Source organism: Lentilactobacillus sunkii DSM 19904 (assembly GCF_001435575.1).
GTDB classification, from domain to species: Bacteria; Bacillota; Bacilli; order Lactobacillales; family Lactobacillaceae; genus Lentilactobacillus; species Lentilactobacillus sunkii.
The window spans coordinates 279,422-292,727 of the sequence record NZ_AZEA01000001.1 but is presented as its reverse complement, the minus strand read 5'-3'; the positions used below and the strand labels follow the sequence as shown (position 1 = coordinate 292,727).

Genomic DNA, 13,306 nt, shown 5'->3' with positions numbered 1-13,306 from the left:
ATTTATGTGGCGATATCTCAAACGGCTCCTTATTGGAAAGCCATTAAAAACCACTGATGAGGGTGGCCAATCGTTAACCAAATTCAAAGCACTGGCGTTACTGTCATCCGATGCGCTCTCGTCAGTTGCATATGGTACTGAACAGATTACCACCATCTTGATTACGTTGTCCGCTGCAGCATTAATGTATCAAATTTGGGTTGCTGCACTTGTTTTGATTCTGTTGGCTGCTATTACTTTATCGTATCAACAGATCATTCATGCTTATCCATCCGGTGGTGGTGCGTACGTTGTTGCCAGCACCAATTGGGGGGAGCAGGCCGGACTAATTGCCGGTGGTTCATTGCTGGTTGATTACATGTTGACCGTTGCCGTATCAACAACATCAGCAACTGAAGCGATTACGTCTGCCATTCCATCATTATATTCCCACGGCGTTCTGATTTCCTGTTTGATCGTCATAGCCATTATGTTGTTGAATCTACGTGGGATCAGGGAATCGGCATCATTTTTGACATTGCCGGTTTATTTGTTCATTGTCATGATTATTGTCATGATTATATATGGCGGCTACAACATTGTGAGTGGAAACATTCAGTACCATGCGGCTGCTCATATTGGCGCACCAGTTGAAGGGATGACACTGATCCTATTCTTCAGGGCCTTCTCATCTGGTTCTTCATCACTGACTGGTGTTGAAGCCATTAGTAACGCCGTTCCAAACTTTAATAAGCCAAAAAGCAAGAATGCTTCAGCAACACTGGCTATTATGGCGACAATTCTTGCCTGCTTCTTCGGTGGGATTACATTTCTGAGTTACTATATGGGAATTATGCCAAATAGTCATGAAACGGTTCTTTCACAAATTGGGGAATCTGTTTTTGGTCACGGAATTGTTTATTATGCCCTTCAATTATCGACTGCAATGATTCTGGCAGTTGCCGCTAATACCGGTTTTTCTGCGTTCCCAATTTTAGCTTACAATCTTGCAAAAGATAAATTCTTACCCCATGCCTACCTTGATAAAGGGGATCGTTTGGGTTATTCAAACGGGATTATTTCTCTGGCGATCGGTGCCATTGTTCTTATTCAAATCTTTGGCGGCCGAACCAACTCACTGATTCCTCTTTATGCAGTTGGTGTTTTCATTCCGTTTACATTGTCTCAATCTGGGATGATTATTCATTGGCGTCGTCACCGAGGAAAAAACTGGCAGTTAAAGTCGATCATTAACTTTATTGGTGCTTTTATTTCACTTTCACTTGTTACCTGCTTGTTCTTATTGAGGTTCCCGAACGTTTGGCCTTATTTAATTGTGATGCCGATCCTGCTGAGAATCTTCTATAAGATTAACCATCATTATAAGCGGGTGGCTGAGCAGCTTCGAGTTATTGAAGATAATACTGAAATTGCGACGACGCATCATTTTGACGGATCAACGGTCATTGTTCTTGTGAGTGGGGTGACCAGAGTGACTGCCAACGCAATCAGCTATGCCCAATCGATTGGTGACTATGTGATTGCGATGCATGTCTCATTTGACTCCAACCCGGAGAAGGAACACAAGACTTCCGAGCAGTTTAAGAAGGACTTTCCTGATGTTCGATTCGTTGACATTCATTCGTCGTATCGATCGATTGCTCAACCAACATTACGGTTCTGTGATGTCATTGCCAAGCGGGCAGCTGATCGGAATTATTCGACAACTGTCCTGGTTCCGCAATTTGTTCCCCGTCACAGATGGGAAAATGTCCTGCATAACCAGACCAGCTTAAGATTAAGAACGATCTTAAATTCACGTCAAAATATTATTATTTCTAACTATAACTACCATCTTCGTGAGTAGTTCATGATACTAAACCGGCTATCCGCCAATTAACGACGGATAGCCGGTTTTTATGTCTTGTGAGACGATCGGAAGAAGTGGAAGGTAAATACCTGCAAATTCTTTCGGGAACGTCAGCAGACTGTTTTGTGGGGTTTGCAAGGCCATTCATTTCATTTATGAAATCATATGTAAACAAAAGAGCCGTCCAGATTGGACGGCTCTTTGTGATGTTGCTATGAATTAGTGCATAATTCCAAGTAAGTTTGCAAATGTTGGAACAACTAAATCAACAACGATTGAAATCAGAACAAATGCGATTGATGCCATGGCACCTGGAACAGAACCTAACTGAATAGCTTTTGCTGAACCAACGGCATGTCCGGCAGTACCTAATCCAAGTCCTTGACCAATAGGTTCCTTGAGACGGAAGATCTTGATAAGGAATGTTGCCAATGCGTAAATGATAACGGCGTTAAGGATACATGCCATAGCAGTGACAGCAGGGTTACCGCCAATAGCTCCGGAAATAGGCATTGCGATAGCAGTAGTTGCTGCTTGTGGAAGCAAGGAAGCAATTCCTGTGTTGTCAATTCCGAATAATTTGGCGATAAGGTAGATGAGGTAAAGTGAAATAAACAATCCAACGACTAATGATAGGATAATTTCCAACCAGAATCGTTTAACAATATCGTTACGCTTGTACAGAGGAACAGCGAAGGCGATAGTTGCTGGGTTCAAGAACCAGAATAGCAAATCTCCACCTGGCTTGTATGCGTTGGTGTAGAACCAAGTAACGTCAACACCAAATGCTTTAGCCATTAACCAAAGAATAAAAATACCTAAAACCATACCAACGAATAAAGGTTGGAATAAGAAGAAACCGTGACTAATCTTAAACAGCCATTGGCCGAGTAAGAACACGGCTATTGATAAACAGATACCGAAGATTGGCGTACCTAAGTACGTAATTATGGTAGTTTGTGTAGCACTCATTATAAAATTCACCCTTTCTCAAATAATTATTCGTGCACTGTAACATCGCCGTGGAATACGTTCTTCTTGATCCAGATGAACAATGAAGTAGTGTAAGCAATAACAACAAGTAAGATGACAGTCGAAATAATAATAACAGTAACTAATTGAAGACCTTGTGCCTTCATAATATCAAGTGAGGCGGTTAATTGAACACCTGACGGAACAAATAGAAAGGCAATGAAACCAATCATAAATGTTGCGAATTTATCAACCCACTCGAGTTTAACTATATGAAGTGTGAGCAAAAGGTACAAAATAATAAGACCAATAACCGGGGTTGGAACAGGGAACTTTGGCAGTACCGCAGCCAACCATGGTGAAATTAAGCTTGAAACAAACAAGATTGCTGCGAAAATACCCATTTGAATTAAAATAGGGGCGTCTTTTTTCTCAGCTTGTGTATCATTAGACTTGTCAGCCATAATAAAAACTCCTTCCGTTTGTGAAATATAGAATAATTAAAACTGTTATCTTACAAACTCTAGTATAAATGTTTTTGTGAAATATGACAATTGAAAACGTTACCAATTTTCTGAAATGTGAAAATCAACACAATTGGTCCGTACTAATTTTGAAAGTAGTCTCTTTATACTTGTGAAAAAGAGATACCTTGTTTTTATCAAAGGGCGTTTGTATAATTGATTTATTAATAAAATGAAGGAATTAAGTGAGGTTACAATTTTGAAATTTGAAATCATTGTGTCATTATTTGCTACCATGATTATTTCTGCAGTCTTAACCCCATTTATCCGGAAACTCGCATTTGCCGTAGGGGCAGAAGATCGCCCGAATAAACGGCGAGTTAATAAAATTCCAATGCCAACGATTGGTGGGTTGGCAATTTTTATTGCCTACACCTTTACAACCATGATTTTGCTGCGGGATCAATTTCCGACTAAAATTCTTTGGGGTGTCTATGGCGGGGAAGTTATCATTATTCTAACTGGGATTATTGACGATATCTTTGTGTTGAAGCCACGACAAAAGGTTTTGGGCATTTCAATTGCGGCACTGTGGGTTTATTTCACTGCCGGCGTCAAAATGACCACGATTACCTTGCCATTTATTACCATTCATTTGGGTTGGATGAGTTTGCCGGTAACGTGGATTTGGATTTTGGCGATTACCAATGCGGTTAATTTGATTGATGGTTTGGATGGATTGGCTACAGGAGTTGCCATCATTGCTTTAACAACAATGGGGATTACGGCGATGTTCTTCCTTAATGTAGGAAATATCTTTGTTGCAATCATGATCTTTACATTGGTTGCTGCTTGTATCGGTTTTTTGCCGTACAACTTTTTTCCAGCCCGGATTTATTTGGGGGATACCGGCGCGTTGTTCATTGGTTTTATGATGTCCGTGTTCTCTTTATTCGGTCTGAAAAATGCAACGTTTATCACATTGTTGATTCCTGTTATGATTTTGGGAGTCCCAATTACAGATACGGTTTTTGCAATTTTCAGACGATTGTTGAACAAGGAACCGATTACCCATGCGGATAAGCGACATCTCCACCATCGATTGATGCAGATTGGCTTGACTCATCGACAGACAGTCTTGGTCATTTATGGGATTGCGCTTATTTTCTCGTTTATTTCATTACTTTATCCGATTTCAACGTTGTGGGGCTCTGTTTTACTCACAGTCGCTGTATTAATCGGATTGGAATTATTTGTTGAAACAATTGGGTTGGTTGGCCCGGATCGTCAGCCGTTGTTGAATGGGATTAAGAAACTGGTAAAAGATACGACAAGCAAAAATAATCATTAATTTTAAATGGATTTAGAGCATTTTACATAAAGGGAGACTGTCCGTTGCTGGGCAGTCTCCTTTTATTTGTTTTCATCATTTTGTCGATCTTCACGTGAATAGGGAACTTCAAAGATTTTATATTTGCCTTTTTTATAACTGAATTGATCACTTAACAAATTGGTGATTTGGGTGATCAGGGCATCAAAGCCGGCATCACTTACGGCAATGACGACATCAATTTTATCTGTATAGTTAGTTGCTTCGATTGGAATCGATTCTTGTTCAAGAAAATATTTTAATTTATCAAATTGATTGTAGTCAATCGTTAATGTTAATTCCTGTTTGTTGACCAGCTTGACGATCCCAAGCGAATCGATAGTTGTTGAGGTGGCATTGCTGTATGCACGAATCAAACCGCCCGCTCCCAACTTGATGCCACCAAAGTAACGGGTGACGACAGCCAGAACGTTGTGGAGTTCATTCATTTTGAGAACTTCAAGAATTGGGACCCCGGCAGTGCCGGATGGCTCACCGTTATCACTTTCCCGTTGAATATGGTCATCGTCTCCCAACATGTAGGCAAAACAATTATGATTGGCTTTTGCATTTTCTTTTGAAACTTTGGCGATGATATTTTTAGCCTGATCCTCGGTTTCGATCCTTTCCATTGTGCAGATGAAACGGGATTTTTTGATTTCAATTTCATGGGTACCATTTGATTTAATTGTTAGAGATTCGTTTTTCAAAAGGATTCCTCCAGTTTTTACGTATTTAATGTGTGAGGTGACTTTCTATGATTAATGATATATCAGAGTTGTACGGCCGCCAAATGCCCGCCCGGGATCTTACACCAGAATTGGCAGCCGTTTCGGAAGTGAAGATGCGTGATGCCATCAACACGGAGCAAGGGCTGTCTTGTGCCCGCTGCGGGTCAAGATTAAACCGGTCACTGGCTTATTTACCGCGCAATCAATATTACTGTTACGTTTGCATTCAAATGGGACGGATTGATACCTTGACGCAATTGGCGTTTATTGAGGAGCCGAATCACTTTAGACCAATCGAACAGCCGTTGTCTTGGAATGGACAATTAACCAAGCTCCAAGAACAATGTGCGAATGACGTTATTCAAGTTTTTCAGAAGCAGCAGCGCCACTTGTTATGGGCTGTGACCGGGGCAGGTAAAACAGAAATGCTCTTTAAAGGCATTGCCTGGGCAGTTGCCAGGGGTCTAAGGGTGGGCATAGCATCGCCCAGAGTCGATGTTTGTATTGAGCTGTTTCCAAGGGTTCAAGCGGCCTTTGACAAGGTCTCGATTGTGCTGCTCCATGGTAAAAGTGAACAACCCTATAAATACAGCCAAATTACCATTTGTACCACTCACCAGCTTCTCCGATTCTACCATGCATTCGATGTTTTGATTATCGACGAGGTGGATGTTTTCCCTTATTCCGGCAATCCGATGCTTCACTTTGCTGTTAAGAATGCCGTCAAGCCAGACAGTGCCATGCTGTATCTCACGGCAACGCCTGATAAAAGTCTATTTCGCGCAATTTCACGAAAACATCTGTCGGTGAGCTATTTGCCTATTAGATATCACGGCCATTTTTTACCCGAAATCAGCGTTTGTCGGATTCGCCACTTAGAACAGATTACCAAAGATGGCAGTCTGCCTAAACAGGTTCTCAAGATGATCAATCAGTTGGTTAACGGGCAGCAGCGATTCTTATTATTTGTTCCCCACATCAAAGACTTGCAACGGGTTGCCGATGCAATCACTCATGCAGAGGTTGCTGCGAGTTTTGAAACTGTTTATTCAGCTGACCCAAAGCGAATTGAAAAAGTTGCCCTTATGCGAAATCGAAGGCTTGATTTTTTGATTACCACAACAATTTTGGAAAGGGGGGTCACCTTTCCTGGAATTGATGTATTGGTTTTGAAGGCTGATGACGAAATATTTTCAGCGGCAGCATTGGTTCAAATTGCCGGACGGGTTGGACGAAACGCTGACCGTCCAACTGGTCAGGTTATTTTTTATTGTGAGGCAAAAACCAGTAATATCAAATCATGCGATCGCCAGATAAAAATGATGAATCGAAAGGCGGCCAGTCTATGAAAACATGTCTTTTGTGCAGTTCACCGATCAGGGACGAAATGTCGTTAACCGATATTGTGCGCTTGACTCCGCTCCCAAACCCAAGCGTCTGCAGTGACTGCAACTCCCAATTTTCAGATTTATCCACCTTGCCAACCTGTGATGGATGTGGGAGAAGGCAAACGGCAGGGATGCCTAGCCACTGCAATGACTGTCTCAGGTGGGAGGGCCCTGATTCAATGCGGTTTATGAACACCGCGCTGTTTGAATATAATTCGTTCATGAAGGATTACATGAAACAGTATAAATTTAACGGCGATTATCGTTTGCGTAAAGTTTTTTCACAAGGAGTCCGTGATCGGCTCCACAAAACCAATGCCGTCATTGTGCCAATCCCTGTCAGCATGGACACGATGGCTAATCGCGGATTCAACCAGGTGACGGGGCTGTTAGAATATGTGAGATTTTCAGAGGTTCTCAAAGTCAAGCTAAAAAGAAAAACTGTCCCTCAATCTGCAAAGAATCGACGGGACAGGTTGGAGCTTATTCAACCGTTTGAAATGATTCAATCAAAAAAATTTTTAATCAAGAATAAGGCAATTTTATTAGTTGACGATGTTTACACAACCGGTACAACCATAAGGCATGCGGCTAACCTGTTATACCAGTACGGTGCTACTTCCGTCAGGGGGTTAACCTTAGCTCGTTAAAGAAATCCAGACCCAATGATTGTTAAAATGCAAACTTTCAATTATACTAAAGTTGTAGCCAGTAATGAAAGTGATTTCATTAATGGACCATTAAGCCTTTAATGGTGAAGGGAGAGAACGCTATGCTAATTTTTAACATTCGTGGTGAAAACATTGAGGTAACCCAGGCGATTCGTGATTATGTTGAAAAGCGGATCAGTAAACTGGAGAAGTACTTTGAAAAGGACATGAAAAATACAGCTCATGTCAATTTGAAGGTTTATCCAGATAAGCAAGCAAAAGTTGAGGTAACCATTCCTTTACCATACTTAACTTTGAGAGCCGAAGAAATGTCTAACGATTTGTATGCCAGCGTTGATTTGGTAACAGATAAACTCGAGCGTCAAATTCGTAAGTACAAGACCAAGGTTAACCGTAAATCTCGTGAAAAAGGGTTCAAGAACCTTGAGTTTGCACCAGCTGCCGATACCAGCAGTTCGGATTCCGATGATGAATCCAAGTTCCAAGTTGTTCGGACAAAGCAATTAGCTTTGAAACCAATGGACAATGAGGAAGCCATTCTTCAAATGGACATGCTGGGCCATGATTTCTTCATCTATGAAGATGCAGAAACTTCAGGGATCAACATTGTTTACCGTCGTAATGACGGCCGTTATGGTCTGATCGAAACCGGCGAAGAATAATATTTACAATAATTAGCGGGCATTTCATCATGTCACGCGTTGAAGTTGGGGATGAATGAGTCATTAATTCGTTCCCAACTTTTTTATTCCCAAAACGAATAAATTTGCGTATTTTTGGTCCGTTAACCTTTCATATCTGTTCAAAATGTATTATCATGGTTAAATGCCGCTGATGCATTGTTTTTTGTGTTTTCATAAGCGGCCTAAAATGTTACACTAAATAAGTATGCAGTCCACAAATACTATGAAAAATTTGAACAGTATTTTAATTTAGAAGGGAATTTACTAATGGCTAATATTTTAAGAACATGGGTTGAAAGTGATACACGCGAACAAAAACGACTCAGTAAAATTGCTGACAAAGTTGGTTCGTATGCTGAAGAGTATCGTCAACTCAGTGATGAAGAATTACAAGCCAAGACACCGGCATTAAAGGAACGTTACCAAAAAGGCGAAACACTCGATGATCTGCTTCCGGAAGCATTTGCCGTTGCCCGAGAAGGGGCCAAGCGAGTCTTGGGATTGTATCCATTCCACGTCCAAATCATGGGTGGAATTGTTCTTCATGAAGGAAATATTGCAGAAATGAAGACTGGTGAAGGTAAGACTTTGACTGCCACTATGCCAGTTTATTTAAATGCACTTGCAGGAGAAGGGGTTCACGTTGTTACAGTTAACGAATACCTTTCTCAACGTGATGCCACTGAAATGGGCGAGTTGTACAACTGGCTTGGCTTATCTGTTGGTGTCAACACAACTGAAAAGGATGCCGATGAGAAGCGTGAAGCATACGCTGCTGACATTACCTATTCAACCAACGGAGAAATCGGTTTCGATTACCTGCGTGACAACATGGTTGCTTATAAGGAACAAATGGTTCAGCGTCCGCTGAACTTTGCGATTGTCGATGAAGTTGACTCCATTTTGATTGATGAGGCCCGTACCCCATTGATCATTTCAGGTCAATCAAGCGGAACCTCTGATCTTTATCAAAGAACTGATAGATTCGCGAAGACTTTGCATGAGACTGATGATTTCAAGCTTGATTTGGAAACCAAGACCGTTTCATTAACCGATCAAGGGATCGAAAAAGCTGAAAAGTATTTCAACTTGAAGAACCTGTATGACACTGACAACACTGCCTTGACCCACCATTTGGACCAGGCTTTGCGTGCCAACTTTATCATGCTTCGCGATAAGGATTACGTGGTCCAAGACGACGAAGTCAAAATTGTTGATTCATTTACCGGTCGGATCATGGAAGGTCGCCGATTCTCTGATGGTCTGCACCAAGCCCTTGAAGCAAAAGAAGGGGTTACCATTAATGAGGAAAGTAAGACAATGGCAACCATCACTTACCAAAACCTCTTCCGGATGTATAAAAAGTTAGCCGGTATGACTGGTACTGCCAAGACTGAAGCAGAAGAATTCCGTGAGATCTATAACATGGAAGTTATTTCTGTTCCAACCAACAAGCCGGTTGTTCGTGTTGACCATCCTGATATTTTGTACCCAACTCTTGAATCAAAATTTGAAGCGGTTATCAATAAAATCAAGGAACTTCATACAAAAGGTCAGCCAATGCTGGTTGGTACTGTGGCGGTTGAAACATCAGAATATCTGTCTCAACGACTTGATGAAGAAAAGATTCCTCACGTTGTTTTGAACGCCAAGAACCATGCGAAGGAAGCTGAAATTGTTGCCAACGCCGGTCAACGTGGTGCCGTTACCATCGCTACCAACATGGCCGGTCGTGGTACTGATATTAAATTAGGACCCGGTGTGGTTGAACTTGGCGGTTTGGCCGTTATTGGTACTGAACGACATGAATCACGCCGTATTGATAATCAGCTTCGTGGCCGTTCAGGTCGTCAGGGTGATCCTGGTTTGTCACAATTCTACTTGTCACTTGAAGATGATTTAATGCGTCGTTTCGGTTCAGAAAAGATCAAAAACTTCTTGGAGCATTTGAATGTTGAAGGTGAAGATGCCGTTATTCGTTCAAGAATGATCACCAAGCAAGTTGAATCTGCTCAAAAGCGGGTTGAAGGTAACAACTACGATTCACGGAAGAACGTTTTGCAATATGATGATGTTATGAGACAACAGCGTGAAGTTATTTACGGTGAACGTCGTGAAGTCATCGATGAGCAAAAAGACTTGAAGTGGGTTATCCTACCGATGATAGAACGGACCATTAACCGAATTGTCGATTTGCATACTCAGGGAGAAAAAGAAGACTGGGATCTCCAGACCATTTTGGACTTTGCGATTAGTGCAATGGTTAGTCCAGATCAAATTTCTTTGGAAGACTTCCAAGGCAAATCAGCTGATGAAATCAAGAAGATGTTGATGGACCTGGCTAATAAAGAATATAAAGAAAAGCAAGAACAACTTTATGATCAATCTCAAATGCTTGAATTTGAGAAGGTTGTTATTTTACGAGTTGTTGATTCTCATTGGACAGACCACATTGATATCATGGATCAATTGCGTCAATCAATCGGTCTTCGTGGCTATGGTCAACAAAACCCACTTGTTGAATACCAACGAGAGGGTTACAAGATGTTTGAAGAAATGATTGCTGATATTGAATATGATGCTACCCGTCTGTTCATGAAGGCTGAAATTCGTCAAAATATGCAACGTTAATAGATCATTTGAAAGAATCCGGCAATCTCATTGTTTGGATTCTTTCTTTGAATCCGAACAAAAATTAGGGAGAATAATATGACATTTGAAATAAGTGAGTCAAAAAAACAAATCGCTGAAATGCAAAAAGCCATCGATGGCTTTAGGAGGTCACTTTGACTTCGATGCGTTGAGTGAAAGCATCGCAATTAACGAGTCAAAGATGGCTGAACCAGGCTTTTGGGATGATCAGGAATCAGCTCAAAAGTTGATTGATCAAACGAATCAATTGAAAACAAAGCGTGACAGTTTTGTCTCTTTAAAAAATCAATTGGATAATTTGAAAGTCACGCTTGAATTGATCAGTGAAGATTCCCACTCTGGAATGGAAGAAGAGTTTGAAGCTGACGAAAAGAAGTTGAAAGCACAACTGGATCGCTATCAGCTGACTTTGCTGTTGAACGGTAAGTACGACCGGAACAATGCCATTCTTGAAATCCATCCGGGTGCCGGTGGAACCGAAGCTCAGGATTGGGGCTCCATGTTATTAAGGATGTATACACGGTGGGCAGAGGCACATGGATTTACCGTTCAGACACTGGACTACCAAGTCGGTGACGTTGCCGGTCTTAACAGTGTTTCGATATTGATCAGCGGTGAAAACGCATATGGCTATCTACGTTCAGAAAAGGGGATTCATCGTCTGGTCAGACTATCACCATTTGACTCGGCCGGTCGTCGTCACACATCGTTTGCATCAGTTGATGTGATGCCAGAATTGAATGATGATGTATCGATCGATATCAACCCGGATGATTTGAAGGTCGATGTATACCGTTCAAGCGGAGCCGGTGGTCAGCATGTTAACAAAACATCATCAGCAGTTCGAATTACGCATATTCCAACTGGAATTGTGGTGGCAAGTCAGGCACAGCGTTCCCAGCTGCAAAACCGTCAGACGGCCATGAACATGTTGAAATCCAAATTGTATGAACGTGAAGAAGAAAAAAAGGCCGAGGAAAAAGCGAAAATTGAAGGCGAACAAAAAGACATCGGCTGGGGATCGCAAATCCGCTCATATGTCTTTCACCCATATTCCATGGTCAAAGATCATCGTACCAACTATGAGACGGCTAACGTCAGTGGTGTGATGGATGGGGACCTGGATCCGTTCATCAACGCTTATCTTCAGTGGCAGTTGAGTCAAAAAAATCCGGAATAAACCGGTTTTTGACAAATTTCTCATTTCAATCGAAAAAATATGTAGGCTGGCGATCAAAATGATAATTTGACCCCAGCCTTTTTACATAATCTGATTGTTTAACACTTTGTTGATTAGAAACTAATTTAAATCGACAGGCAATAAATGATATACTAGCTTTATAATTATTGGTGAGGACGAGACATAATGAAATTTTTAATAGCGTTTGGTTTCTTTGTATTACAACCCGCTTTGTGGATTGGGGTTATCCGGGTTTACATGATCCACACAAACCGACTAAAAAAGGAACGGGCAATATTCAATTCTGCTATTTATGACGATTTTTATGAGGGCCGTCATTTTGTTCGGATGGGATTGATTTTTGGTGTTTTGGCGTCCATTATTCTAGGTGGCTTCTTAAGCATTTCCCTCGAATGGCTCATCATATATGAGGGATTGATGGCAGTTGGCTTGTTGCTGCTTCCCTGGTGGTTACTGCCTATTACGATTGCTGGGGCAGCCAGTATCATCACGCTGGTGCTACCCAATATTTCTCAACTTCATCCTATTGTTAATTGGTTTAAACAAATTGGGATCAATCAAACATCAGTCGCACCGATTAACATACTGATCGTGTTCGTGGCCATTACACTTGCAACCGCTGTTTACGTGAATGTTAATGGTGGTCGGTTTGATTCACCAACTTTAGTTCGTAACCAAAGGAATAACAAGACGGCAGTTTACAAGTTTAACGAAATTTCGATCTTCCCGTTTTTACTCTTTATTCCCGGAAATTGGATCCACACCAGCTTTCCGTTTATGCCATTATTCCAGATTAATAACCATTCATATGCGTTGTTGTTGGTTCCAATTCTGATCGGGATGAAATTTACCGTTAAGAGAAGCATTCCCCGAGAACTGTTCAAGGCGTTAAGCAAGTCCTTGTATGTCATTGTCGCGGTTGGTGTTGGTTTTTCGGTTATCGGCTACTTTGTTCCAAAAATCATTTTGCCGGCGATTATCATTTTACTGCTTGGGTATTATCTTGCTCTCGCAATGGCCAAGCACAATGATAGCAAGCAGAACTTTGAGTATAGTGAAGTGATGGATGGGGTCAGAGTGATTGGCATTCAGCCAGAAACGCCAGCAGCTAAGATGGATCTTAAAGTTGGGGATGTTATTTTTGAAGTTAACGGAATTAAAATTACCAACGAAGATGAGTTTTATCGGGCACTCAGTACCAATTCGACATACTGCCGCTTCAAAGTTCGTGATCGAAATGATCAGTTGAAAATAACTGAATCGGCAATCTTCAAGAATTCGCCTCACGAGATTGGTGTTAAGACATATACTGAGTTTAGTAATTAG

The 13,306-nt window shown here is 41.4% G+C and carries 11 protein-coding genes; 8 read left to right on the top strand and 3 right to left on the bottom strand.

Annotated elements, in window-relative coordinates; all coding sequences use genetic code 11:
* Positions 1-4: 4 nt before the first annotated feature.
* Positions 5-1,846, top strand: coding sequence for an APC family permease (locus tag FD17_RS01455; protein WP_057823007.1), 1,842 nt, complete (start codon positions 5-7; stop codon positions 1,844-1,846).
* 222 nt (positions 1,847-2,068) lie between these two features.
* On the opposite strand, the gene lrgB is transcribed toward FD17_RS01455, so the two are convergent.
* Both lrgB and FD17_RS01445 read right to left on the bottom strand, forming a co-directional pair.
* Positions 2,069-2,821: an antiholin-like protein LrgB gene (gene lrgB, locus FD17_RS01450; RefSeq protein WP_057823005.1), complete on the bottom strand. Its 753-nt coding sequence runs from the start codon at positions 2,819-2,821 to the stop codon at positions 2,069-2,071.
* Between the two features lie 26 nt (positions 2,822-2,847).
* On the bottom strand, positions 2,848-3,285 hold the full coding sequence (locus tag FD17_RS01445) for a CidA/LrgA family protein (RefSeq protein ID WP_057823003.1): 438 nt from the start codon (positions 3,283-3,285) through the stop codon (positions 2,848-2,850).
* A 259-nt stretch (positions 3,286-3,544) separates the two neighbouring features.
* Here FD17_RS01445 and FD17_RS01440 point away from each other — a divergent pair, with 259 nt between their 5' ends.
* Positions 3,545-4,636 carry a glycosyltransferase family 4 protein gene (locus tag FD17_RS01440; protein ID WP_057823001.1) on the top strand — a complete coding sequence of 364 codons (1,092 nt, stop codon included), beginning with the start codon at positions 3,545-3,547 and terminating at the stop codon, positions 4,634-4,636.
* Between the two features lie 62 nt (positions 4,637-4,698).
* Here FD17_RS01440 and FD17_RS01435 read toward each other — a convergent pair whose 3' ends face one another.
* On the bottom strand, positions 4,699-5,364 hold the full coding sequence (locus FD17_RS01435; RefSeq protein WP_057822999.1) for a YigZ family protein: 666 nt from the start codon (positions 5,362-5,364) through the stop codon (positions 4,699-4,701).
* A gap of 47 nt (positions 5,365-5,411) precedes the next feature.
* Here FD17_RS01435 and FD17_RS01430 point away from each other — a divergent pair, with 47 nt between their 5' ends.
* The 6 genes from FD17_RS01430 to FD17_RS01405 all read left to right on the top strand — a co-directional run bounded on the left by FD17_RS01430 (position 5,412) and on the right by FD17_RS01405 (position 13,306).
* Complete coding sequence (locus tag FD17_RS01430) at positions 5,412-6,734, top strand: ATP-dependent helicase ComFA (protein ID WP_057822998.1); 1,323 nt, start codon at positions 5,412-5,414, stop codon at positions 6,732-6,734.
* 218 nt (positions 6,735-6,952) lie between these two features.
* A complete protein-coding gene (locus tag FD17_RS01425; RefSeq protein WP_235803151.1) occupies positions 6,953-7,423 on the top strand; it encodes a ComF family protein in 471 nt (156 codons plus the stop codon).
* A gap of 122 nt (positions 7,424-7,545) precedes the next feature.
* Positions 7,546-8,106, top strand: a complete 561-nt coding sequence (gene hpf, locus FD17_RS01420; protein ID WP_057822993.1) for a ribosome hibernation-promoting factor, HPF/YfiA family — start codon at positions 7,546-7,548, stop codon at positions 8,104-8,106.
* Positions 8,107-8,394: 288 nt separating this feature from the next.
* Positions 8,395-10,758: a preprotein translocase subunit SecA gene (gene secA / locus FD17_RS01415; protein ID WP_057822991.1), complete on the top strand. Its 2,364-nt coding sequence runs from the start codon at positions 8,395-8,397 to the stop codon at positions 10,756-10,758.
* Between the two features lie 78 nt (positions 10,759-10,836).
* A protein-coding gene (gene prfB / locus FD17_RS01410) for a peptide chain release factor 2 (protein WP_191983115.1) occupies positions 10,837-11,959 on the top strand; the annotation gives its coding sequence in 2 pieces (ribosomal slippage) (positions 10,837-10,914 and positions 10,916-11,959; 1,122 coding nt in all).
* A gap of 186 nt (positions 11,960-12,145) precedes the next feature.
* Positions 12,146-13,306, top strand: a complete 1,161-nt coding sequence (locus tag FD17_RS01405; protein ID WP_057822989.1) for a PDZ domain-containing protein — start codon at positions 12,146-12,148, stop codon at positions 13,304-13,306.

What these genes read in the sequence shown, in the direction of transcription:
- FD17_RS01455 (WP_057823007.1), top strand. Translation starts at nt 5, where the DNA reads ATGTGGCGATATCTCAAACGGCTCCTTATTGGAAAGCCATTAAAAACC.
- lrgB (WP_057823005.1), bottom strand. Translation starts at nt 2,821, where the DNA reads ATGAGTGCTACACAAACTACCATAATTACGTACTTAGGTACGCCAATC.
- FD17_RS01445 (WP_057823003.1), bottom strand. Translation starts at nt 3,285, where the DNA reads ATGGCTGACAAGTCTAATGATACACAAGCTGAGAAAAAAGACGCCCCT.
- FD17_RS01430 (WP_057822998.1), top strand. Translation starts at nt 5,412, where the DNA reads ATGATTAATGATATATCAGAGTTGTACGGCCGCCAAATGCCCGCCCGG.
- FD17_RS01425 (WP_235803151.1), top strand. Translation starts at nt 6,953, where the DNA reads ATGCGGTTTATGAACACCGCGCTGTTTGAATATAATTCGTTCATGAAG.
- hpf (WP_057822993.1), top strand. Translation starts at nt 7,546, where the DNA reads ATGCTAATTTTTAACATTCGTGGTGAAAACATTGAGGTAACCCAGGCG.
- secA (WP_057822991.1), top strand. Translation starts at nt 8,395, where the DNA reads ATGGCTAATATTTTAAGAACATGGGTTGAAAGTGATACACGCGAACAA.
- FD17_RS01405 (WP_057822989.1), top strand. Translation starts at nt 12,146, where the DNA reads ATGAAATTTTTAATAGCGTTTGGTTTCTTTGTATTACAACCCGCTTTG.